General features: G+C 59.5%; 25 protein-coding genes. 8 read left to right on the top strand and 17 right to left on the bottom strand.

The window, feature by feature from the left end; genetic code table 11:
- Nucleotides 1–199 precede the first annotated feature (199 nt).
- Nucleotides 200–388, bottom strand: coding sequence for a hypothetical protein (locus MTP38_RS01025; RefSeq protein WP_249233966.1), 189 nt, complete (start codon nucleotides 386–388; stop codon nucleotides 200–202).
- Between MTP38_RS01025 and MTP38_RS01020 the strand changes: the two genes are divergently transcribed.
- The 3 genes from MTP38_RS01020 to MTP38_RS01010 are packed head-to-tail and all read left to right on the top strand — an operon-like array spanning nucleotide 372 to nucleotide 3,062.
- A complete protein-coding gene (locus MTP38_RS01020; protein WP_249233965.1) occupies nucleotides 372–1,586 on the top strand; it encodes a GTP-binding protein in 1,215 nt (404 codons plus the stop codon). The two genes, MTP38_RS01025 and MTP38_RS01020, sit on opposite strands and share 17 nt — an antisense overlap.
- Before the next feature lie 26 nt (nucleotides 1,587–1,612).
- Nucleotides 1,613–2,575 carry a TIGR03943 family putative permease subunit gene (locus tag MTP38_RS01015; protein WP_227621815.1) on the top strand — a complete coding sequence of 321 codons (963 nt, stop codon included), beginning with the start codon at nucleotides 1,613–1,615 and terminating at the stop codon, nucleotides 2,573–2,575.
- A gap of 28 nt (nucleotides 2,576–2,603) precedes the next feature.
- On the top strand, nucleotides 2,604–3,062 hold the full coding sequence (locus MTP38_RS01010) for a hypothetical protein (protein ID WP_249233964.1): 459 nt from the start codon (nucleotides 2,604–2,606) through the stop codon (nucleotides 3,060–3,062).
- Between the two features lie 52 nt (nucleotides 3,063–3,114).
- Here MTP38_RS01010 and MTP38_RS01005 read toward each other — a convergent pair whose 3' ends face one another.
- The 3 genes from MTP38_RS01005 to MTP38_RS00995 form a co-directional block, all read right to left on the bottom strand.
- Complete coding sequence (locus MTP38_RS01005) at nucleotides 3,115–3,378, bottom strand: Txe/YoeB family addiction module toxin (protein WP_249233963.1); 264 nt, start codon at nucleotides 3,376–3,378, stop codon at nucleotides 3,115–3,117.
- Nucleotides 3,379–3,627, bottom strand: a complete 249-nt coding sequence (locus MTP38_RS01000) for a type II toxin-antitoxin system Phd/YefM family antitoxin (protein WP_249233962.1) — start codon at nucleotides 3,625–3,627, stop codon at nucleotides 3,379–3,381. It abuts the gene before it with no gap.
- A 151-nt stretch (nucleotides 3,628–3,778) separates the two neighbouring features.
- The gene (locus tag MTP38_RS00995) at nucleotides 3,779–3,976 is read right to left on the bottom strand and encodes a hypothetical protein (RefSeq protein WP_249233961.1); all 198 of its coding nucleotides are present in this window, start codon (nucleotides 3,974–3,976) and stop codon (nucleotides 3,779–3,781) included.
- Between the two features lie 120 nt (nucleotides 3,977–4,096).
- On the opposite strand from MTP38_RS00995, the gene MTP38_RS00990 reads away from it, so the two are divergent.
- Nucleotides 4,097–4,345, top strand: coding sequence for a helix-turn-helix domain-containing protein (locus tag MTP38_RS00990; protein WP_249233960.1), 249 nt, complete (start codon nucleotides 4,097–4,099; stop codon nucleotides 4,343–4,345).
- A gap of 42 nt (nucleotides 4,346–4,387) precedes the next feature.
- Here MTP38_RS00990 and MTP38_RS00985 read toward each other — a convergent pair whose 3' ends face one another.
- Together MTP38_RS00985 and MTP38_RS00980 are read right to left on the bottom strand one after the other, a co-directional pair.
- Complete coding sequence (locus MTP38_RS00985) at nucleotides 4,388–5,092, bottom strand: Crp/Fnr family transcriptional regulator (protein ID WP_249233959.1); 705 nt, start codon at nucleotides 5,090–5,092, stop codon at nucleotides 4,388–4,390.
- 6 nt (nucleotides 5,093–5,098) lie between these two features.
- The gene (locus tag MTP38_RS00980; protein ID WP_249233958.1) at nucleotides 5,099–5,956 is read right to left on the bottom strand and encodes an NAD(P)/FAD-dependent oxidoreductase; all 858 of its coding nucleotides are present in this window, start codon (nucleotides 5,954–5,956) and stop codon (nucleotides 5,099–5,101) included.
- Between the two features lie 1,036 nt (nucleotides 5,957–6,992).
- Between MTP38_RS00980 and MTP38_RS00975 the strand changes: the two genes are divergently transcribed.
- Nucleotides 6,993–8,003 carry an asparaginase gene (locus MTP38_RS00975; protein ID WP_227621615.1) on the top strand — a complete coding sequence of 337 codons (1,011 nt, stop codon included), beginning with the start codon at nucleotides 6,993–6,995 and terminating at the stop codon, nucleotides 8,001–8,003.
- Nucleotides 8,004–8,044: 41 nt separating this feature from the next.
- On the opposite strand, the gene MTP38_RS00970 is transcribed toward MTP38_RS00975, so the two are convergent.
- From MTP38_RS00970 to MTP38_RS00945, 6 genes are all read right to left on the bottom strand, one after another.
- Nucleotides 8,045–8,374 carry a branched-chain amino acid transporter permease gene (locus tag MTP38_RS00970; RefSeq protein ID WP_249233957.1) on the bottom strand — a complete coding sequence of 110 codons (330 nt, stop codon included), beginning with the start codon at nucleotides 8,372–8,374 and terminating at the stop codon, nucleotides 8,045–8,047.
- Nucleotides 8,371–9,108: an AzlC family ABC transporter permease gene (locus MTP38_RS00965; RefSeq protein WP_227621617.1), complete on the bottom strand. Its 738-nt coding sequence runs from the start codon at nucleotides 9,106–9,108 to the stop codon at nucleotides 8,371–8,373. The genes MTP38_RS00970 and MTP38_RS00965 overlap by 4 nt, the downstream gene beginning before the upstream one ends.
- Nucleotides 9,109–9,273: 165 nt before the next feature.
- Nucleotides 9,274–11,169, bottom strand: coding sequence for a heavy metal translocating P-type ATPase (locus tag MTP38_RS00960; protein WP_249233956.1), 1,896 nt, complete (start codon nucleotides 11,167–11,169; stop codon nucleotides 9,274–9,276).
- Nucleotides 11,170–11,404: 235 nt separating this feature from the next.
- Nucleotides 11,405–11,626, bottom strand: coding sequence for a cation transporter (locus MTP38_RS00955; protein WP_249233955.1), 222 nt, complete (start codon nucleotides 11,624–11,626; stop codon nucleotides 11,405–11,407).
- A gap of 76 nt (nucleotides 11,627–11,702) precedes the next feature.
- Nucleotides 11,703–12,038, bottom strand: a complete 336-nt coding sequence (locus tag MTP38_RS00950; protein ID WP_249233954.1) for an ArsR/SmtB family transcription factor — start codon at nucleotides 12,036–12,038, stop codon at nucleotides 11,703–11,705.
- A 358-nt stretch (nucleotides 12,039–12,396) separates the two neighbouring features.
- Entirely contained in the window at nucleotides 12,397–13,152 is a 756-nt protein-coding gene (locus MTP38_RS00945; RefSeq protein WP_249233953.1) for a YwaF family protein, read from the bottom strand.
- 176 nt (nucleotides 13,153–13,328) lie between these two features.
- Here MTP38_RS00945 and MTP38_RS00940 point away from each other — a divergent pair, with 176 nt between their 5' ends.
- The gene (locus MTP38_RS00940) at nucleotides 13,329–13,715 is read left to right on the top strand and encodes a thioesterase family protein (protein WP_227621622.1); all 387 of its coding nucleotides are present in this window, start codon (nucleotides 13,329–13,331) and stop codon (nucleotides 13,713–13,715) included.
- Here the strand turns inward: MTP38_RS00940 and MTP38_RS00935 are convergent.
- Nucleotides 13,712–13,879: a hypothetical protein gene (locus MTP38_RS00935; RefSeq protein WP_249233952.1), complete on the bottom strand. Its 168-nt coding sequence runs from the start codon at nucleotides 13,877–13,879 to the stop codon at nucleotides 13,712–13,714. The two genes, MTP38_RS00940 and MTP38_RS00935, sit on opposite strands and share 4 nt — an antisense overlap.
- 92 nt (nucleotides 13,880–13,971) lie before the next feature.
- Between MTP38_RS00935 and MTP38_RS00930 the strand changes: the two genes are divergently transcribed.
- Both MTP38_RS00930 and MTP38_RS00925 read left to right on the top strand, forming a co-directional pair.
- A complete protein-coding gene (locus tag MTP38_RS00930; RefSeq protein WP_249233951.1) occupies nucleotides 13,972–15,627 on the top strand; it encodes a Na+/H+ antiporter NhaC family protein in 1,656 nt (551 codons plus the stop codon).
- Between the two features lie 107 nt (nucleotides 15,628–15,734).
- Nucleotides 15,735–16,229, top strand: a complete 495-nt coding sequence (locus MTP38_RS00925) for a MarR family winged helix-turn-helix transcriptional regulator (protein ID WP_227621631.1) — start codon at nucleotides 15,735–15,737, stop codon at nucleotides 16,227–16,229.
- 73 nt (nucleotides 16,230–16,302) lie between these two features.
- On the opposite strand, the gene MTP38_RS00920 is transcribed toward MTP38_RS00925, so the two are convergent.
- The 4 genes from MTP38_RS00920 to MTP38_RS00905 all read right to left on the bottom strand — a co-directional run bounded on the left by MTP38_RS00920 (nucleotide 16,303) and on the right by MTP38_RS00905 (nucleotide 20,031).
- Nucleotides 16,303–16,716: an EamA family transporter gene (locus MTP38_RS00920; RefSeq protein WP_227621626.1), complete on the bottom strand. Its 414-nt coding sequence runs from the start codon at nucleotides 16,714–16,716 to the stop codon at nucleotides 16,303–16,305.
- Between the two features lie 110 nt (nucleotides 16,717–16,826).
- Nucleotides 16,827–18,356, bottom strand: coding sequence for a tripartite tricarboxylate transporter permease (locus MTP38_RS00915; protein ID WP_249233950.1), 1,530 nt, complete (start codon nucleotides 18,354–18,356; stop codon nucleotides 16,827–16,829).
- A gap of 15 nt (nucleotides 18,357–18,371) precedes the next feature.
- Nucleotides 18,372–18,908, bottom strand: coding sequence for a tripartite tricarboxylate transporter TctB family protein (locus MTP38_RS00910; protein ID WP_249233949.1), 537 nt, complete (start codon nucleotides 18,906–18,908; stop codon nucleotides 18,372–18,374).
- Nucleotides 18,909–18,987: 79 nt separating this feature from the next.
- The gene (locus MTP38_RS00905; RefSeq protein ID WP_249233948.1) at nucleotides 18,988–20,031 is read right to left on the bottom strand and encodes a Bug family tripartite tricarboxylate transporter substrate binding protein; all 1,044 of its coding nucleotides are present in this window, start codon (nucleotides 20,029–20,031) and stop codon (nucleotides 18,988–18,990) included.
- Between the last annotated feature and the right edge of the window lie 322 nt (nucleotides 20,032–20,353).

Below are 20,353 nucleotides of genomic sequence, written 5' to 3'. Positions count from 1 at the left end.
AAAAGCCTTCTTTCTTTGTTCTGCCGGAAAAACGCCCGGCGGCGATGATCTGCCGGGTCTATTGTATCATTCTGCGCTACAGAATGCAATTCGTGGCGGCGTTTTGACCTTCCGGGCATCCTTCTTCCCGGATGGAGGCGTCTTCCGGCTCACGGAAGAGCTGGACTAAGCTGAAAACGCAAGCAAATTGCAAAAAATGTTACAAATTTCTCATCAAAAAGGCCGGTTTGCCATTGACAGCCTTGTTATAATAGGAGTGTAGGAATTTTTCCGGGTCAGCACTCAGCGCCCCGGATTGCTTGTAAGGCCCGAAGGGCCTGCTGGGCAGCGCCTTTTGCGGCGGCTGCATAAAAGAAAGAGGCATTTCGAATATGACCAAGATCGACATTTTCTCCGGCTTCCTTGGTGCCGGTAAGACCACTCTTATCAAGAAGCTCATCAAGGAGTCCTTTGCAGGCCAGAAGGTCGTGCTCATCGAGAACGAGTTCGGCGAGATTGGCATCGACGGCGGCTTCCTGAAGGAGTCCGGCATCCAGATCAACGAACTGAACGCCGGCTGCATCTGCTGCTCTCTGGTGGGCGATTTCCGCGCCGCACTCCAGCAGGTGGTGGAGCAGTACCACCCCGACCGCATCGTCATCGAGCCGTCCGGCGTCGGCAAGCTGTCTGACGTGACCCGCGCTGTCGAGGGCGTGGCCGAGCATCTGGACGTCCAGCTCAGCAGCTTTGTCACCGTGGCCGATGTCAACAAGGTCAAGATGTATATGAAGAACTTCGGCGAGTTCTACGACGACCAGATCAGCCACGCAAGCTGCATCATCCTCAGCCGCACCCAGACCGCCTCTGAGGAGAAGATCGCCGCCGCTGTGGCCCTGCTGCGTGAGAAGAACCCCACCGCCACCATCGTCACCACCGCATGGGACGCTCTGACCGGTGAGCAGATCCTGAAGGCCATGTCCACCAAGAACGACTTCAAGGCCGAGCTGATCGCCATGGCGGCCAAGGCCAACGAGGAGCGCGCCCACGAGGACGAGGAGGAAGAGCATCATCACCACCATCATCATTACGATGAGAACGGCGTCTGCACCTGCGGCCATCATCACGATGAGGATGACGACGATGATGAGGATGAGGAGCACGAGCACCATCATCACCACGACCATGATGACGATGATCATGACGGGCACTGCTGCTGCGGTCATCATCACGACCACGACGAGGACGATGATGAGGACGAGCATGAGCATCACCACCACGACCACGACGGTCATTGCTGCTGCGGCCACCATCACCATCATCACGACCATGACGCCGACGAGGTCTTCACCAGCTGGGGCGTCGAGACGGCCAAGAAATTCTCCAAGGCAGACATCGAGCACGCCCTCACCGAGCTGGACTCCGGCAATTACGGCATGATCCTCCGCTCCAAGGGCATCGTGGACGGCGGCGCCGACGGCTGGCTGGAGTTCGACTACGTTCCCGGCGAGTGGGAAGTCCGCGCACGCGGCGCAGATGTCGGCGGCAAGCTGGTGGTCATCGGCTCCAAGCTGGATGAGAAGGCCATCTCAGCACTGTTCGGCTGCTGATATTGGCCCTGAAAGGATAAACGATTATGGCAAATGAGATCCCGGTATACCTGTTTGTGGGCTTCCTCGAGAGCGGCAAGACCAAGTTCATTCAGGAGACCTTTGAAGACCCCAACTTCGACTCCGGCGACAAGACCCTTCTGCTGGTCTGCGAGGAGGGCGAAGAGGAATATAATCAGAAGAAGTTCGCCTTCCCCGGCGTGACCCTCTACAACCTCGAGGACAAGGCCGAGCTGAACCCCCAGAACCTCGCCAAGCTGGCCAAGGAGGCCGATGCAGGCCGCGTGGTCATCGAGTACAACGGTATGTGGATGCTGCAGGATCTGGCAAACAACCTGCCCGAGAACTGGATCGTCTACCAGTGCATCGCCACCGCCGACGGCACCACCGCCCTGACCTACGCCCGCGACAACTCCATGCGCGCGCTGATGCTGGACAAGATCGCCCGCAGCGAGCTGATCGTCTTCAACCGCGCCGAAGCCGTCAACAACGACGCTGCCCGTCAGGAGCTGCACAAGCTGGTGCGTCAGGCCTCCCGCAAGTGCGACATCGCCTATGAGTTCAAGGACGGCAGCGTGGCTTACGACGACATCCCCGACCCGCTGCCCTTTGACATCAACGCCCCGGTCATCGACATCCCGGACGAGGATTTCGGCATCTGGTATATGGACTGTCAGGACGAGCCGCAGAAGTACACGGGCAAGACCGTCAAGTTCCTCGCGCAGGTCTGCCAGACCAACCGCGCCGGCAAGAACAGCTTCGTGCCCGGCCGGTTCGCCATGACCTGCTGCGTGCAGGACATCCAGTTCGTGGGCTTCCCCTGCAGCTACGACGGCTACAAAGCCCTCGAGCAGCGGGCTTGGGTCAAGGTAACGGCCAAGGTGGGCTACAAGTTCCACAACATCTACCGCGGCAAAGGCCCGGTGCTCACCGCTCTGTCGGTGGAGCCTGCCGAGAAGCCGCTGAACGACGTGGTCACGTTCTCTTAAATCATCACACTGCCAAGGAGGTCATGACATGAAAGCAATCTTCCGCATTCTGGGCACTGCCGCCGCTGTGGCGGCTACTGGTGCTGCCATCGTCATCATGGACAAGTTCCTGAACGAGAAGGCCGCTCCTTTCATCGAATCCATCGAGTTTCCCGAGGACGCCGAGCAGGACGATGCAGAGGCCGCCAAGACCGCCGAGGCATACGCTGAGGGCGAAGCCAAGGCAGAGGCCGAAGCCGCCGCACCGGCGGAAGAGGCCTCTCCCGCCGAAACGCCTGCCGCACCAAAGGCAGAGGCCGAAGAACCTGCGGCACCGGCCAGCCCGGACGAGGAGCGCCCGGTCTATGACCCCGAGGCCCCGAACCCGAACCCCGTAGAGGCCGGCCCCGCCGTCGCCCCCAAGGACGAAAGCGGCAGGTTCGACCCTACCAAAATCGCTGAAGCTTCTGATTTCGGCGACTGGGAAGAGCAGGGGTGTAAAGGGTAAACCTCTTAGATAATAAAAATGCCATCGCGCTTTGAGAGCACGATGGCATTTTTTATTGCTCGTAATGCGTCAAGAGGCTCAGGATCTTGATGGTCTTTTCTTCCTCATAGACTTGATAGACCAGCCGGTGCTGTAAATTGATGCGGCGTCTGTACGCTCCGCCCAGATCACCGACCAGTTTTTCATAGGGCGGCGGCTTCCGGAAGGGGTCATCCCGGATAATATCGATCAATGCCTTCGCCTTATCCGCTAGATGTGCGGCTTTCAGCTTCGGGATGTCCTTTGCCGCCGTTTTTGTGTAGACGATCTTGTACATTTACCACTCCACGTCCTCTTCGTCCAGGCACTCATCCAGCGGCTGTTTCAACCCGTCCATGACCTTCTCTCTCATGCCGGGCATCGAGACCAGATACAGCGTCTCCATCAGGCCGCTGTAATCCTCCGCGCTCAGCAGAACGGCGTCGCCGTCCTTCGTGCTGATGCTGAGCGGCTCATTGTACTTGATGGTCTGCTCCACATAGTTGAACGCATTCTTGCGGAAATTGGTGATGTTTGTCGTGGTCATGCTATCGCCTCCCTTATGTACATAATAGCGTACGCATCGAAGATTGTCAATCATTTTGAATGAATTTTATTTCTGTAAAGAAAAAGCCGCTGCTTGACATATATTGTGTCGAGCAACGGCCTTTTTTCGCTTGTTTGAGTTTCACTATCATTCAACGCTCGTCAATACGATGGCCTACGTTATTACCACCCAAAGCACCAATCACACCGCCTGCAATCGCACAGGGAATCGTGCCTGCGATTGCACCGATGGGGCCACCGACGGCAATGCCGATACTGGCCCCTTTCGCTGCGCCTGCCGCTGCACAAGCCGCCGCGCCTACAATCGTGCTAATCAATTCAGCTTTCATCGTTCTACCTCCTTATTTTTGAATAAACCGGTCTTCTTATTCCTATAATACATCCGATAAGGCGTAAAGTCAATACATCTTATCAGATGTCAAGTATAGTTCCTCTCAGGAGGGCTTACGATGTATTACTATGGACGCCTGCGTGACCTGCGGGAGGACGCTGACCTCACACAGAAGGATGTTGGGAAAATCCTCAATACAACACAACAGCAGTATGCAAAGTATGAGTTGGGTGTACAAGAGATACCCACCCACCACCTCATCACGCTGGCCGATTATTATCGGGTAAGTCTTGATTATATGGTGGGGCGGGCCGAATGGTCAGAGGTAGAACAGTGGCGTGCTCAGCACCGGGCAACCCCAAAATAGACATAAAAATGCCATCGCGCTTTGAGAGCACGATGGCATTTTTTATTCCCCATGGGCTATTTTCAGCAATTTATCCTTATCCGTCACTGTCACCCCGCCGCGGTAGAGCTTCACGATGCCCTCACCGGCGAAGTATTTGAGCAGGCGGCTCACCACCTCACGGGCAGAGCCCATGTACTTTGCCATCTGATCCTGCGTCAGGCGGACGTCCTCGCCGCCGGTCTTTGCAAGCTCGTCCGCGAGGAAGATGGCCAGCCGCCGGTCGGCGCTCATGAAGAGGATCTGCTGCATGGTCCACATGGTGTCGGAGAAGCGCTCAGCCGTCATCTGGTAGGCGAAGCACCGCACCTCCACGTTCTGCTGCATCAGGCTGCGGAAGACGCCCGCGCTGATGCAGTAAGCCTCGGTGTCCTCCTCGGCGTCGATGTAGAGGTCGAAGTTCACCGAATCCATCACGCAGGAGGCCGAGAGGATACAAATTTCGCCGCCGAAGAGGCGGTAGAGGGTCACATCCCGGCCATCGTCGGAGAGCAGGTAGGCCCGGAACTGGCCGGTGCGCAGCAGCAGGATGCCCACGCAGTTCTCCACCGGACTGTGGACGCGCTCACCCCTGCGGTAACGCACAGGCCGGGTGGCGCGGCAGAGCAGCTCCTGCTGGTCAGCGGTCAGCTTGTCCCAGAAGGGGAAGGCGCAGGCGAGGCACTGGCGGTGCTCACCGCATCGGGGGATGGGGAGAACTTCCGGCATCTTGGCTCACTCCTTTCGCAGGGCCTTGGCGGCTTCGGTGCCTGCCAGCGCGCCCTCATAGACGGCCTTTGCCACCTGCAAAAGCCCGCCGGTACAGTCTCCGGCGGCGTAGAGGCCGGGAACAGTGGTCTGCATCTTCCCGTCGGTGACGATGCGGTTATTTTCCACCGCTGCACCGATCTTCCGGGCCAGCGCCGTGCTGCCCGCAACGCCCAGCGCGATGAACACACCCGCCAGCTCCACGACCTCGCCGCCCGCCAGCTGGACGCCGGTGACTTTCTGCTCGCCGAGGACAGCGTCGATCTTTTCGGGCCGGACGGTCACTTCCGGCGGGAACTGGGCCGCCGGCGGCGCACCGTTCAGCAGGAGGGTGACGCTGGACGCCACCGGAAGAAGGGCCTGCACCTCGTGGAGAGCGTATTCGCCGCTGCCCACTACCGCCACATCCCTGCCGCGATAGAAAAAGGCGTCACAGGTGGCACAGTAGCTGACGCCGTGGCCCTCAAGACCCGCCAGCCCCGGGATGCGGGGCACGGCCCGGGCTGCACCGGTGGCGAGGATGACAGCATCCGCCGGGTAATCTCCGTCGAGCGTCTCCACCGTGAGTTTATCGGTATAGGTCAGGCCCACGGCTTCGGTGGTGACGAACTTAACGCCCACCGCCTTGGCCCCCTCGATGCCCTGCCGCTCCAGCTCGGCACCGGAGATGGGAGCGGCGAAGCCGTAGTAATTCTGGATCCCCTCGGCGCGGTCGAGCGCACCCGGCCCCCGGGTGAGGACGGTGGTGTCCACCCCGGCGCGGGCGGTATACAGCGCAGCAGATACTCCCGCCGGGCCGGAACCAATGATGACGATGTTGGACATAGTGGGCCTCCTTATACTTCTTGTATCATCAAATCCATGCATTTTCGCTATTTGCTGGATTTGCTGGAACGCGATGCCTGTTGCAGCAGGGCTAAGTTTTCTTTAAGTGGGATCGCGCGCTTGTGGCGCGGGGGATGTTTTTTCTTGCGGTCAAGTGGCTTGCGCTCCGCGCGGGCCAGAGGCAGGGAGGGGTGTTTCGACTCCCCCCTCCCTACCTCTGGACTCCACTCTCCCCGCAACGAGTTAAGGGCTGCTCGCCCTTAACGATTCCAAAGAGGAAGTCGAAGCACAAAAATGCTAGCCGCTTCGCTAAGACGGGTTGCGGTGCCCAGCGTCCACTTCGTGCCTTGAGCGGCACTCGTGTCCTGCTGACCGCGGCCCCAACAGCTCCTCCCTGTATCCGCCGCAGGCGGCGGTCGTCGCTGTTGCGCATTTTTTTGTGCTTCTCCCATTTACGGCTCCGCCGAATATTTCACGTCGTCGCTGAACTTCACGCCCTGCAAAGGCGTAACACCAGCTGCGAAGCAGCAAGTCGGAGAAACGAGAAAAAAGCGTTTAGCGCAGCGGCTAGCTTTTTTCCGTTTCGACTACTCCTTCGGGGTCTGAAAGGGGCGAGCAGCCCCTTTCTTGCAACGGCGACGACCGCCGCCTGCGGCGGATACAGGGAGGAGCTGTTGGGGCAGCGGCCAGCAGGATGCGAGCGGTAGCGAAGCAGACGCTGGGAGCCGCAACCCGTCGCCTCCCGCGCCTCGAAAGTAGCGGGTGCTTTTCTGGTTCTCTTTTGGCACGCAAAAGAGAACATTAACCTAGCGTAAGAGCGCTCTGCCCCGCGCACAGGCGCGCAAGCCCACTTAAAGAAACCTCACCCCGCGCAACCTCGCTCTACTCTTCTATTATACACCAAAATCCCCACATTTCTGTGACCAAGTCCCAAAAGCCTCCATTTCCCGCCGGAACTCCACTTTGCAAGGGCCGGAGAGTGTGTTATACTTTCCTTGAATTTGATTTTTTATCTTCCCAATGGAGGCTTTTACTTATGTCCACAAAGCAGCGCCTGCTTTTCATCACCACCGGCGGCACCATCGCCAGCGTCCGCACCCAGCAGGGCCTCAAGCCCGTGCTCACCAGCGAAGAGCTGCTGGCCCATCTGCCCGAGCTGAACGACCTCTGCTGCCCCGACACGCTGGCCCTGTGCAGCATCGACAGCACCGACCTCGGCCCGGAGCACTGGCTGATGATGGCAAAGGCCGTGCAGGAAAATTATGCCCTCTACGACGGCTTCATCATCTGCCACGGCACCGACACACTGGCCTACTCGGCGGCGGCACTGTCCTACCTCATCCAGAACGCCGACAAGCCCATCATCCTCACCGGCGCACAGCAGCCCATCTCCAACGAGATCACCGACGCCAAGAAAAACCTGCGCGACAGCGTCATCTGCGCCCTTGACCCCGGCAGCCGGGGCGTTATGGTGGTGTTCGGCGGGCACGTCATCGCGGGCACCCGCGCCAAAAAGAACAAGACCATCAGCTACGACGCGTTCGCCTCCGTAAATTTTCCGGCGCTGGCGCTGGTACAGGGCGACCGTCTGGTGCGGTATGTTCCCTCGCCATGGCCCACCGGCCCGGTGGAGTTTGGCCGCGCCCTCAGCCCCCGGGTCTTTCTGCTCAAGCTGACGCCGGGCCTCAGCCCCGACCTCATCCCGGACATCTTCCGGCTCTACGACTGCGTCATCGTGGAGAGCTTCGGCGTGGGCGGCATCCCTCAGCGGCTGATGGACGCCTTTGCCGAGGGCCTCGGCGACTACGACAAGACCCGCAAGGTGCTCATCCTCACCACACAGGTGACTTACGAGGGCAGCGATGTGGGCATCTACGAGGTGGGCAAGCGGGTCAAGAACCGCTTCCGTTTCCTCGAGGCCCACGATATGACCATCGAGGCCGTCGTGACCAAGATCATGTGGCTGCTGGCACAGGACTGCGACAGCTTCGATCAGTTGCAGCAGCGGTTCTACCGGCAGGTCAATTTTGATACGTTCTATCACTAAAAAACAAAAATCGTGCCGATTTGACCAGCACGACCACATTTTCAGAACACCATCTGCACCAGCAGCACATAGCACAGCGTGCCGCCTGCGATGGAGACGAGCGTCTGATGCTTCCACTTATGGAGCGCGACGGTCACGCCGATGGCGATGGCCTCGGGGATGCCGTGGCTGCCTGTGGCAAAACTGACGCCCTTGAGGCAGTAGACGATGAGCATCCCGAAGATAGCGGCGGGCAGCACATGGCCCAGATATTCCACCACCTCGGGCACCCTGCCGCCCCGGGAGCCGAACACCAGAAAAGGCAAAAACCGGGTGAGCATGGTCGCCGCCGCACAGACGGCGATGGTCAGGATGAATTGGAGATCACTCATCGTACCGCCTCGCTTTCCTTGGCCTCGATGGGGCGGCGGAGCAGGAGCAGGGCCGCGAGGATGCAGACCATCGAGGGGATGAGGAAGCTGCCCGCGCCAAAGATGCGCAGGCAGACCAGCGGTGCAGCGAGACCGATGACGGCGCTGGCGTGCTGCTTTTCCTTCTCCCACTGGTTGAGGAAGATGACCACAAACATGGCCGTCATGACAAAATCGACGCCCTCGGTGCTGAAGGGCAGGACTGCGCCGAGGGCCGCCCCCATGGCCGCGCTGGCGACCCAGTAGAACTGGTCCAGCAGGGTGATGAAGAACATGAACCAGCCCCGGTCCACCCCCTCCGGCGGCTCTGCTGAGCAGGTGATGGAGAACGTCTCATCGCTCATGGCGAAGATCATGTAGGCGCTGCGCAGGCCGTAGCCCCGGTAGCGCTGCAGCATGGTCAGGCCGTAGAAGAGGTGCCGCGCCTGGATCATCAGGGCCATCAGAAAGGCCGACACCGGCGCAAAGCTGCCCAACAGCAGTGACGCCAGCACAAATTCCAGCGAGCCGCCATACACCACCGTGCCCATCAGGGGCGGCAGCCAGACCGGCAGACCCAGCGACTGCACATAGATGCCGTAGCCGAGGCCCAGCACCAAATATCCGGCAAACACCGGCAGCGTCTGGGGCGCTGCGGCCCGGAACGCGCGCCACACCGGCGCACGGTTCAATTTTATTTCGTTTTGTTCTTGCATTGGCTTCAACCCTCCATTCTAGTATTATAACAGGTTTATAATACATTGCAAGAGAGGAGTTTCCCCCTGCCAACAGACAAAAAGCATCCGCAGAGGCGGCTCTCCGAGCTTTTTTCGGAGAAACACCCTCTGCGGATGCTTTCTTTTTGCGATAGGATGCGGCCCTTAGTCCAGCTTATCCTTCTTCACGAGGTCCTTCGTGTAGAGGGCGCGGGTGGCGTTCAGAACAGCGAGGACCATAACGCCGACGTCCGCGAAGATGGCGGCCCACATATTGGCGATGCCCAGCGCGCCCAGCAGCAGGCAGGCCGCCTTGATGGCCAGCGCAAAGACGATGTTCTGGTAGACGATGCCCTTGGTGCGGCGGGCAATGCGCATGGCGAGGGCGATCTTAGCCGGGTCGTCGTCCATCAGGACGACGTCTGCGGCCTCGATGGCGGCGTCCGAGCCGAGTGCGCCCATGGCGATGCCGATGTCAGCGCGGGAGAGGACGGGGGCGTCGTTGATGCCGTCGCCCACGAAGGCCAGATTCTCCTTGGGCCGCTTCTCGGCGATGAGCTTCTCGATCTGGTCCACCTTGTCGCCGGGCAGCAGGCCCGCATGGTACTCATCGAGGCCCAGCTCTGCCGAGACGGCCTTCGCCACCGGCTCGGCGTCGCCGGTCAGCATGACCGTCTTGCGGACGCCGGCCTGCTTGAGGCCCTTTATGGCCTGTGCACTGTGGGGCTTCACCACATCGGCGATGAGCAGGTAGCCCGCATACCTGCCGTCGATGGCCACATGGACGATGGTGCCGGTCTGGGGCACATCGGGGACAGAAAGGCCCAGCTTCTCCATCAGGCGGGCGTTGCCCGCCGCCACCGGCCTGCCATCCACCTTGGCGGTGACGCCGTGGCCGCCCAGCTCTTCCACATCGGTGACGCGGGCGGCATCGATGTCCCTGCCGTATGCGGCCTTGATGCTCAGGGAGATGGGATGCTTCGACCAGCTCTCGGCCAGCGCAGCAGCCTCCACGAGGGCTTCCTCCGCACCGCCCTCCACGGGGCAGATCTTAGTGACTTTAAAAGTGCCCTGCGTCAGGGTGCCGGTCTTATCGAAGACCACGACGCCGGTGTTGGCCAGCTCTTCCAGATAGGTAGAGCCTTTGACGAGGATACCGCAGGCGGACGCGCCGCCGATGCCGCCGAAGAAGCTCAGCGGGATGGAGATGACCAGAGCGCAGGGGCAGCTGATGACGAGGAAGGTGAGGGCACGGTAGACCCAGTCCCCGAAGCGGGCCGGCTGGCCCATGAGAAGCAGGACGACGGGGGGGATGAAGGCCAGCGCCAGAGCGCCGTAGCAGACCGCCGGGGTGTAAAACCGGGCAAAGCGGGTGATGAAGTTTTCAGCCCGAGCCTTCTTCATGCTGGAATTTTCCACAAGGTCGAGGATCTTGGAGACGGTGGATTCGCCGAACTCCTTGGTGGTCCTGACCCGGAGCAGGCCGCTCATATTGACGCAGCCGCTGATGACCTCATCCCCGGACTGGACATCGCGGGGCAGGCTCTCGCCGGTGAGGGCGGCAGTGTTCAGGGTGGAAGCGCCCTCGACGATGACGCCGTCGATGGGCACACGCTCACCGGGCTGGACCACAATGACCGTGCCCACCTCGACTTCGTCGGGGTCCACCTGTTCCAGCTTGCCGTCCTCGCCCTCGATGTTGGCATAGTCGGGCCGGATGTCCATCAGGGCCGAGATGCTGCGGCGGCTCTTGCCGACGGCCACGCTCTGGAACAGCTCGCCGATCTGGTAGAAGATGATAACGGCGCAGCCCTCGACGTAGTCGCCCAGCGCGAATGCGCCCACGGTGGCGACTGCCATCAGGAAGCACTCATCGAAGGCCTGACGGTTCTTGATGCCCAACAGAGCCTTGCGGAGCACGTCCCAGCCCACCACGAGGTAGGGGATGCAGTAGAGCAGCAGCTCTGCCGCCATGGGCAGGGGCGGCAGCAGCTTGAGCACCAGCACCAGCGCCAGAGCGGCGAGGATGCGGTAGAGCATTTTCTTTTGTTTTTTCGTCATGGGTCTCAGGCCTCCTTTGGGGCACTTTTCTCAGATTCAACAGGTTTTCCCCACAAGGGGCTTGTTTTCCACCCTTTCCCCCGGCTTTTCCACGATGTTTTCCCGCAAAAAGCCTCAAATGCGCGTTTATTTTTCCACTTTTGCGCAAAGGATGTTGAAAACACGGTGGAAATTGTTGAAAACCGATTTATTTTTCCACAGTTTCCACCCGCATCTCGTCCGCTGCGGCAGACGCTCAGATGCCGAAGATCTCGCAGTCATCCTCCACCTTCTTGCAGGCAACGAGGACGTTCTGCATGGTGGCCTTGGGGTCAGCGCCTTCGGCAAACTCGACGTTCATCTTCTGGGTCATGAAGCTGACGGTAGCCTTTGCCACGCCGGAAACGGTGTTGGCGGCATCCTCCATCTTCTGAGCGCAGTTTGCGCAGTCCACTTCGATCTTGTAGCTCTTTTTCATAATAAGTACCAGCCTTTCTTTCTATATAGCCGCTCCGCCGCAGGGTGCAGCAAAGCTTGCAGCATTTCAGGGGGCATCACTCTTCGATATGGTCCATGCCCATCGAGAGGATGCTGCGCACATGGTCGTCGTCCAGCGCATAGTAGACGGTCTTGCCGTCGCGGCGGAAGCGGACGAGCTTTGTGTCCTTCAGCACCCGCAGCTGGTGGCTCACCGCCGACTGGCTGAGCTGGACGGAGTTTGCGATGTCCTGCACGCAAAGCTCGTCGTCGTGGAGGGCATAGAGGATCTTGATGCGGGTGGAGTCGCCGAACACCCGGAACAGGTCGGCCAGCTCATAAAGCATCTCATCGTCCGGCAGCACCGGCGGAGCCTTGGGCAGTTTTTCGGGGGAAGTGACTTCTTCAGCCATCGTTGTCACCCTTTCGTTTTTACATATGAACATCTGTTCATGTATTCATGATAACACGCAGACGCCCCCCTGTCAAGCGTTTTGGCACAAAAACTCATCATGCCCTCAGAATTGATAAAACAAACCGTAAAACGCCGGAAATTTGCAATCAGCTTGCGGTTTCATTTTGCAGGAAGAGTGTGATTTGGAAAGAAAAAAGCAACTCTATTCGAATTGCTTTTCCTCTATATATTCTTTTCGATTTTTATGCAGCCGTATTTGCTGTATCGTTCTCCTTTAGGTACTTCCATATTTTGTTTTATTGAATTTTAACAAATTTTCCCCATAATTTTTTTCTTCAAAACATCCCTGCTGTGTTTTATGTCCTCCCTCTGCTCCGCCACTCCTTCAAGGCCCACGGCAGATACATAACGGCCAGCGCCAGCGCGATGGCAGGCAGAAAGCCCAGAATATAATACTTTTCGCCTAGCAGCTCTGTAAATGTACTGGTGATGATATTCCCATAGGGATTATTGAGGAAATAGAAGTTGGTGTTAAGGGACTTATTCAAAAAGTAGATGGGCAGGGCGGATCCAAACAAGAACGCCAGCACCTGTGGGATTCGCCGAGGGCTGGGACGATAGCCACCCACCACCAGCAGGGTAGGATAGAGTACCAGCAGGGCATGGATGCTGACGGAGTGCAGATTGATGAGCGTCCACCAAGAGGGGACATCCAGCCAGCTGGGGCAGAGCAGGGCCAGCGCCGCACCCGGAATGCAGAGCGCATAAAGCTCCTCTTTGCACCAATTCCTGTCCGTGAGGGTGTTATATAGGCAGACAAAGACATTGATGCTGCACAGGTGCAGGGGCAGATAACTCCAGTTCCATTGACCGGTCAGCTCCATCCCCAGCAGGAGGGCAGCTTCGTCCAGCACAAGTAGGAGAGTGACTCCTATTAAAATACGCCGCCGGGTGCGGGCAGAGCTGCGGCGATACCACCAAGCCATTCCTCCAATGAATGCAAGCGAAAGAGCCAATTCTGTGAGGTGGATGCCGCCATACAGCGGATAACACCGGTAATCGGCTCCAAATTCAGCGTGGGTGATGTCGTAGGATTTCCAGAAATCATTCATCTTCTCTCCCTCCCTGTCCAGCTTATGATACCGCTTTTGGCTTCAGGCGGAAAGAGTTTTGGAGAAAAAATCCCGAAAACAGATGCAATGACCGATATTTTGTGGTATCCTTACGAATGTGAAATTATCTGCCGCAAACTGCGGCAGGACGAAGATTTGAGAAAGAAGGCATTTTTATGTTAGAGACTGGCATCCGCGGCAGACAGAGCGTCGCCGTCACCCCCGAAAACACCGCCAAGACGATGGGCAGCGGCACGCTGAACGTCTTCGCCACCCCCGCACTGGTGGCGCTGGCCGAAAAGACCTGCTGGATGAGCGTCGCCGACGCACTGGACGAGGGCTGCGGCTCTGTGGGCACCAAGCTGGAGCTGGAGCACACCGCCCCCACCCCCGTGGGCATGACCGTCACCTGCGAGAGCGAGCTGACCGCTGTGGAGGGCCGCAAGCTGGTGTTCAAGGTGTCCCTGTACGACGAGAAAGGCCCCGTGGGCGGCGGCGTCCACGAGCGCTTCGTGGTCAACGACGCCAAATTTGCCGCCAAGGCCGAGAGCAAGAAGGGCTAAGACTCTTTTTGCTCTCCGCGCCCGGCAAGCTCGATGGGCGGCGGGTCGGCAGCCAGAAGCTGCTGCTCGGCCCGGGCCTGTGCTTCCTGCAGGAGCCGGGCTGCCTGCTCGCTGGCGCGGAACAGTTCCAGATACATCGCTTTATAGTCCGGCGCAGCCAACACCCCCTTCCGTCCCGTTCTTGGGGATAGTCTGCCCGGCAGACCGCAAAAAAATCAAGTGAGGAGCTTATCATGAAAAAACCAATCTTTCGTGGGTGGGTGCTCTTCTGGTGTTTGCCCTGCTGCTGTGGTGCACCGCAGCAACGCCCGGCAAGATCGCCGACCCCTCCACCTACACCTGCGCAGTATACAGCTCTGCGCTCTCCCTGCTGCCCCCTGTGGTGGCCATCGTTCTGGCCCTGAACACCAAGGAGGTCTACACCTCGCTGCTGGTGGGCATCGCCACCGGTGCGCTGCTCTACGCCAACGGCAACCTTGAGCTTGCGCTGACCACCCTCTTTTTCAACGAGGACGGCGGTATGATCTCCAAGCTGTCCGATTCCAGCAATGTGGGCATCCTCGTCTTTCTGGTGATGCTGGGCATCCTTGTGGCCCTGATGAACAAGGCCGGCGGCAGCGCCGCGTTCGGCCGCTGGGCCTCCACCCACATCCACACCCGGGCAGGCGCACAGTTCGCCACCCTGCTGCTGGGCATCCTCATCTTTGTGGACGACTATTTCAACTGCCTGACCGTCGGCTCCGTCATGCGCCCGGTCACGGACCGGCAGAAGGTCTCCCGCGCAAAGCTGGCCTACCTCATCGACGCCACCGCCGCCCCCATCTGCATCATCGCGCCGGTGTCCAGCTGGGCTGCCGCCGTCACCTCCTCGGTGCCGGAAGGCTCGGGCATCAACGGCTTCACCATGTTCCTGCGCACCATCCCCTATAACTACTACGCCATCCTCACGATGGTGATGAGCCTCTTCCTCATCTTCAGCGGCTTCGACTACGGCCCCATGAAGAAGCACGAGGACAACGCCCTGCTGGGCGACCTCTTCACCACCGACGACCGCCCCTACGGCGACGATGTGGACGACGGCTCCGACGCCCGCGGCCATGTGGTAGACCTCATCGCACCGGTGCTGGTGCTCATCGCGGCCTGCATCTTCGGCATGGTGTACACCGGCGGCTTTTTCGAGGGCGTGGACTTCATCACCGCCTTCGCAAATTGCAGCGCCTCTGTGGGCCTCGTGATGGGCAGCTCCATCGCCCTGATGTTCACCTTCGTCTTCTACCGGGTGCGGGGCGTCATGACCTTTCAGGACTTCGCCGCCTGCATCCCCGAGGGCTTCAAAGCGATGGTCAGCCCCATGCTCATCCTGACGCTGGCGTGGACCCTTTCCGGCATGACCGGCCTGCTGGGCGCAAAATACTACGTCGCCAGCCTGCTCAGCGGCTCCGCTGCGGCGCTGCAGTACCTGCTGCCCATCATCATCTTCCTCGTGGCCGTCTTCCTCGCCTTCGCCACCGGCACTTCGTGGGGTACCTTCTCCATCCTCGTGCCCATCGTCTGCCATGCGTTCCCGGAGGGTGAGATGCTGGTGGTCTCCATCGCCGCCTGCCTGTCCGGCGCGGTCTGCGGCGACCACTGCTCGCCCATCTCCGACACCACCATCATGGCTTCTGCCGGTGCCCACTGCAGCCATGTCAACCACGTCTCCACTCAGCTGCCCTACGCCATGACCGCCGCCGCCATCTCGGCGGGCTGCTACCTGCTCTGCGGCGCAGCGCAGGCCGTCCTCGGCGAGGCTGCCAACGTCCTGACCTCCTTCGTGCTGCTGGCCTGTGCCGTCGTCATCGAGCTTGTGATCCTGAGCATCGTCAGGGCACGGATGGGCCATCCCGGGAAGAAAAAGTCTGGAAAAGCCTAAAATTTCCACCAAAATCGTGGATTTTTCTCTTCCCCTCCGGCCAGAATCATGGTATACTGTAAAAAGAGTAAATTTTTTGAGCTATTAGGCTCATGGAAGGAGAATCCATGCTGGAAGAAGTCTTTCAGGACGTTTATACCAAATTCAAGCTGCACTTTTATCAAAATGTATTTCAGCGCTTTGCCACCCGCGAGGCCACGCTGACCACGGTGGAGTCCTTCTGCATGGAGGGCATCATGGCGATGGGCGAGCCGACCATTGCGGAGTTCTCCCGCATGATGCGCATTTCCACTCCCAACGCGGCCTACAAGATCGGCAGCCTCGTGAAAAAGGGCTATGTGGAGAAGATCCAGTCCACCACCGACCGCCGCGAGTACTATCTGCGCCCCACCCAGAAATACATCGATTACTACAGCATCAGCTACTCCTACCTGCACACCGTCATCGAGCGGGTGCGTCAGCGGTTCCCCGCAGAGGACTGCGACAAGATGGAGCAGATGCTGTCGGTCATCAGCACCGAGCTGATGCCGGAGCTGGATATGCTGGCCAAGTGCCACCATTCGGAAGCGCCCGCTGCTCCGGAGACGCCCGCCGAAAAGTAAGCGTGCAGCAAAACGATAAGGCCCTCCCGGGCAAAACCGGGAGGGCCTTGTTGTTTGCAGGGAGCTTACCCTCTTACAGCACCATAAACAGGGTGCCGGCGGCGATGAGGGCGCAGCCCACCATACTTTTGGCGGTAAAGGGCTCGTGGAGGAACACAAAGGCCAGCACCAGGGTGATCACCACGCTGAGCTTGTCGATGGGCACCACCTGAGAGGCCCGGCCAAGCTGCAGGGCCCGGTAGTAGCACATCCAGGACGCCCCGGTGGCCAGCCCCGATAGGATGAGGAAGAGCCAACTCCGGCGGCTGATCTCCCCCATGCCCCCCTGGGCCCGGGTGAGGAACACCATGCCCCAGCTCATGGCCAGCACCACCACAGTGCGGATGGCGGTGGCCAGAGTGGAGTTGACCCCCTCGATGCCCACCTTGGCCAGGATCGAGGTAAGGGCCGCAAACAGGGCCGAGCACAGTGCAAATACAAACCACATAAACAGACCTCCGTTTTTGCTGCCCAAAGCGAAGTGCGGCCGCCCCGACGGAACGGGACAGCCGCAGCTTCATGGGAATGTAACAGACAGAGCTTGTCAGGATGTTGAGCTTATGCCTTCTCCTGTGCAGCGTTTGCAGCGGTGCGCTTGTTGATCTTGCTCTGGTTATAGACCGAGTAGATGATAACGAGGATGGCTACGCTTGCAAAGACCATAGCGATGGGAGAGGTGGTGATGGCGAAGAAGTTTCCGCGCTGGATGTTCATGTAGCGCACGAAGTTCTTCTCGCACATGGGTCCCAGAATAAGGGCCAGCAGGATGGGAGAAAGGGGGAACTCGTACTTGTTCATCAGCCAGCCGATGATGCCGAAGGCGACACAGACGCCCACGTCAAAGGCATTCTTGTTGATGGAGAAAGCGCCCAGCAGGGAGATGACGAGGATGATGGGGTAGAGCATCTTCTTCTCGACAGAGACGATCTTTGCAAAGAAGCGGACGCCGAGGCAGCCCACCACCAGCATGCAGAGGTTTGCCAGCATCAGAGCTGCGAAGACGCGGTAGACGGTGGGCAGCTCGGTGACATACATCATGGGGCCGGGGGTGATGCCCTTCATGATGAAGGCACCCAGCAGGATGGCCGTGACGGAGTCACCGGGGACGCCCAGAGACAGCAGGGGGATCATTGCGCCGCCGGAGCAGCCGTTGTTGGCGGACTCGGTCGCCGCAACGCCGTTGGGGATGCCGGTGCCGTACAGCTCGGGGTGCTTGCTGGCGGACTTGCTGGCGCCGTAGGAGACGAAGACGGCGATGTCACCGCCTGCACCGGGGATGGCACCGATGAAGGTGCCGATGAGGCCGCCGGAGAGGATGTTGGGCCAGATCTTCTTGATGGTCTTCCAGTCCGGCAGGACGTTGGTGATCTTCTCGTTGGATCTCTGCTCCTGCTCCTCGCCGCGGATGATGCGCTCCACGCCGGCGATGACCTCAGAGACTGCGAACAGACCGATCAGGGTAGGGATGAACTGGAAGCCGTCCAGCAGGCCGGTCTGCTTGGTGGTGATGAAGCGGGGGATGCCGTTGGTGGGGTCGAGACCGACGGTGCACAGCAGCATACCGAAGAAGGCGCTGATGAGGCCCTTGGCCACGGACTTGCCGGAAATTGCGACGATGACCGACAGGCCGAAGACGGCCAGCATGAACATCTCGCCGGGGCCAAAGTTCATGGCCATGTCAGCGACCAGCGGAGACAGGAAGGTCATGACCAGTGCGCCGATGACGCCGCCGCAGAAGGACGCGAACATGGCGACGGACAGGGCCTTGCCGGCCTGACCCTTCTTGCACATGGGGTAGCCGTCCAGCAGGGTGGCGGCTGCGGCGGGCGTGCCGGGGGCGTGGATGAGGATGGCGGAGATGGAGCCGCCGTACATACCGCCGCAGTAGATGCCCAGCAGCAGGCCGATGGACGGGATGAGATCCATGCCAAAGGAGAAGGGGATGAGCAGCGCCACGCCCATGGTGGCGGTCATGCCCGGGATCGCGCCCAGCAGAACGCCGCCCAGCGCACCGATGAAGGTCATCAGAAGGACCTCGGGGTTGGACCAGACAGTCGCGTAGCTGGAAAGAAGCAGACTAAAATCCATAACTGTGCTCCCTCCTTAAATCATGTCCACGAGGGTGCGCAGGAAGTTCAGCGGACCCAGCGGAATATTGACGGTAAGCACCTTGTAGAACACCAGCCACATCAGCAGCGGCACCAGAATGCTCACAAGGATCATCTGCACCCAGTTGCGCTTGCCGATGAGGAACATGATGATCATCGACAGCACCATTGCGCACAGGATGTAGCCGCAGCTTTTGAAGAGGGCGGCGAACAGCACGCAGAGGAGGATGACGAAGTAGGCTGCGGCCAGACCCTTGTCCTTCAGGGGGTTCAGGGTGCCGACCTCAACTGCGGTGGGGTCGCCCTCCTTCATGGTGCCCATCAGCTTGAAGATGGACTGGAGGAGCAGGATGACGGAGAAGATGACCACGCCCACGATCATGACGCGGGGGAAGGTGGACGCCTGCACATAGGTGTTGGCCACCTCGGGGAAGTTGCCGGTCTGGAACCATGCCCAGATGCCGATGGCAAGGAAAATGATGGAGCCGATCAGATTGGAAAAGGCCATCGTTTTCATTTTGTTTTTGTTCAAAAGGGGTTCCTCCTCTCTCTATTTTCAAAAAAGGGGCAGGCACGAACTGCCTGCCCCAGCAAATACGCAGAGAGACAAATCAGAGGCCGACAGCGTCCATAGCAGCTGCGACGTCGGTAGCAGCCTGCTTCAGGTAGTCCGCATAGCCCTGTGCATCCAGATAGGAGATGGCCTGACCGTTGTTTTTCATGAAGGTCACGAAATCGGGATCCTCGATGGCTGCGGCGCAGGCCTCTTCCAGACGGGTCATGATGGCATCGTCCACGCCCAGAGGAGCGGCCATGCCGCGCTGGGTGTAGTAGGTGATGTCGTAGCCCTGCTCCTTGCAGGTGGGCACGTCGGGGAAGACGGGGTTGCGCTCCTCGTCCATGACGCCGAGGCAGATCAGGTCGCCGGACTCGATGAAGCTGCGGGCCTCGGCCAGAGAAACGGTAACGCCCTGAATGAAGCCGCCGGCTGCATTCTGGACGGCGGTAGCAGCGCCCTCCTGATAGGTGATCATCTGGATGTCGATGCCGGTAGCGCTCATCAGGTAGCCGCCTGCGATGTGCCAGACAGAAGCGTTGGAGGAGCCGCCCATCTGCACCTCACCGGGGTGAGCCTTGCAGTAGTCGATGAAACCGGGCAGGTCGGTGATGCCGTTGCTTGCAGCCCACTTTGCGCCGACGGTGATGGCAGCTGCGTCGGTGTTGACGCGGCACAGGGGAGCGTAGTTCTCCCAAGTCAGCTCGCTGGTGCCCAGCTTCTTGTAGGTAGCCAGCTCGAAGGTGATCATGCCGATGGTGTAGCCGTCGGTGTTGGCGTCTGCGATGGCCTGATGGCCCAGGATGCCGCCGCCGCCCGTCTGGTTATCGACGGTCAGGGTCACACCCAGATTCTTGCCCATTGCCTCGCAGAATGCGCGCAGGCAGGAGTCCGTGCCGCCGCCTGCAGACCAGGGGCAGATGACCGAGATGCCCTTGGTGGGGTAATCGGTGGACTTGCCGCCAGCGGTGCTGGCAGCAGCGGAACCTGCAGTAGAAGCAGCAGTGCTATTGGAAGAGCCGCCGCAGGCGGTCAGGACGCCAGCAGCACCCACGACAGCAGAAGCTGCGAGGAAGTCACGACGAGAGATCTTTTTCATTTCTTGTTACCTCCGATTCATGTTGCGTTTATCCGTTTCATAGCTGTGCCGTGCTTTGCTCACAGCACCATTCCCTCCGCAAACGGACTCGCCTTTCGCTACTATGATAGTGCATATTTTTCCATCCCGCAATTAGAGTCAAGCACAAATTTTTAACGGAATGTTTGTACAAAGTGACCCGATTGATTGGTTTTCTATCCGCCTGTCGTGCAGATATTCAGGATCTTCGCTTTTATATACAAGATTCTTTGCTGCTGTACTTTTGATGTATGCGGGCGTGCCGTGCGCCCGCGTCCCCCTCTCCCGGGACCGACTGACGCCA

It is taken from the genome of Faecalibacterium sp. I3-3-89, from assembly GCF_023347275.1.
Classification (GTDB): Bacteria; Bacillota; Clostridia; order Oscillospirales; family Ruminococcaceae; genus Faecalibacterium; species Faecalibacterium butyricigenerans.
This window is presented reverse-complemented; position numbering and strand designations above follow the sequence as displayed.

Excerpts from the sequence above, each read along its gene's own strand:
- MTP38_RS00975 (WP_227621615.1), top strand. The coding sequence starts at position 6,993 with ATGTCCACAAAGCAGCGCCTGCTTTTCATCACCACCGGCGGCACCATC.
- MTP38_RS00925 (WP_227621631.1), top strand. The coding sequence starts at position 15,735 with ATGCTGGAAGAAGTCTTTCAGGACGTTTATACCAAATTCAAGCTGCAC.
- MTP38_RS01000 (WP_249233962.1), bottom strand. The coding sequence starts at position 3,627 with ATGACCACGACAAACATCACCAATTTCCGCAAGAATGCGTTCAACTAT.
- MTP38_RS00970 (WP_249233957.1), bottom strand. The coding sequence starts at position 8,374 with ATGAGTGATCTCCAATTCATCCTGACCATCGCCGTCTGTGCGGCGGCG.
- MTP38_RS01010 (WP_249233964.1), top strand. The coding sequence starts at position 2,604 with ATGAAAGCAATCTTCCGCATTCTGGGCACTGCCGCCGCTGTGGCGGCT.
- MTP38_RS01025 (WP_249233966.1), bottom strand. The coding sequence starts at position 388 with ATGTCGATCTTGGTCATATTCGAAATGCCTCTTTCTTTTATGCAGCCG.
- MTP38_RS01005 (WP_249233963.1), bottom strand. The coding sequence starts at position 3,378 with ATGTACAAGATCGTCTACACAAAAACGGCGGCAAAGGACATCCCGAAG.
- MTP38_RS00915 (WP_249233950.1), bottom strand. The coding sequence starts at position 18,356 with ATGGATTTTAGTCTGCTTCTTTCCAGCTACGCGACTGTCTGGTCCAAC.
- MTP38_RS01020 (WP_249233965.1), top strand. The coding sequence starts at position 372 with ATGACCAAGATCGACATTTTCTCCGGCTTCCTTGGTGCCGGTAAGACC.
- MTP38_RS00995 (WP_249233961.1), bottom strand. The coding sequence starts at position 3,976 with ATGAAAGCTGAATTGATTAGCACGATTGTAGGCGCGGCGGCTTGTGCA.
- MTP38_RS00980 (WP_249233958.1), bottom strand. The coding sequence starts at position 5,956 with ATGTCCAACATCGTCATCATTGGTTCCGGCCCGGCGGGAGTATCTGCT.
- MTP38_RS00990 (WP_249233960.1), top strand. The coding sequence starts at position 4,097 with ATGTATTACTATGGACGCCTGCGTGACCTGCGGGAGGACGCTGACCTC.
- MTP38_RS00985 (WP_249233959.1), bottom strand. The coding sequence starts at position 5,092 with ATGCCGGAAGTTCTCCCCATCCCCCGATGCGGTGAGCACCGCCAGTGC.
- MTP38_RS00960 (WP_249233956.1), bottom strand. The coding sequence starts at position 11,169 with ATGACGAAAAAACAAAAGAAAATGCTCTACCGCATCCTCGCCGCTCTG.
- MTP38_RS00965 (WP_227621617.1), bottom strand. The coding sequence starts at position 9,108 with ATGCAAGAACAAAACGAAATAAAATTGAACCGTGCGCCGGTGTGGCGC.
- MTP38_RS00920 (WP_227621626.1), bottom strand. The coding sequence starts at position 16,716 with ATGTGGTTTGTATTTGCACTGTGCTCGGCCCTGTTTGCGGCCCTTACC.
- MTP38_RS00940 (WP_227621622.1), top strand. The coding sequence starts at position 13,329 with ATGTTAGAGACTGGCATCCGCGGCAGACAGAGCGTCGCCGTCACCCCC.
- MTP38_RS00905 (WP_249233948.1), bottom strand. The coding sequence starts at position 20,031 with ATGAAAAAGATCTCTCGTCGTGACTTCCTCGCAGCTTCTGCTGTCGTG.
- MTP38_RS00945 (WP_249233953.1), bottom strand. The coding sequence starts at position 13,152 with ATGAATGATTTCTGGAAATCCTACGACATCACCCACGCTGAATTTGGA.
- MTP38_RS00955 (WP_249233955.1), bottom strand. The coding sequence starts at position 11,626 with ATGAAAAAGAGCTACAAGATCGAAGTGGACTGCGCAAACTGCGCTCAG.
- MTP38_RS01015 (WP_227621815.1), top strand. The coding sequence starts at position 1,613 with ATGGCAAATGAGATCCCGGTATACCTGTTTGTGGGCTTCCTCGAGAGC.
- MTP38_RS00950 (WP_249233954.1), bottom strand. The coding sequence starts at position 12,038 with ATGGCTGAAGAAGTCACTTCCCCCGAAAAACTGCCCAAGGCTCCGCCG.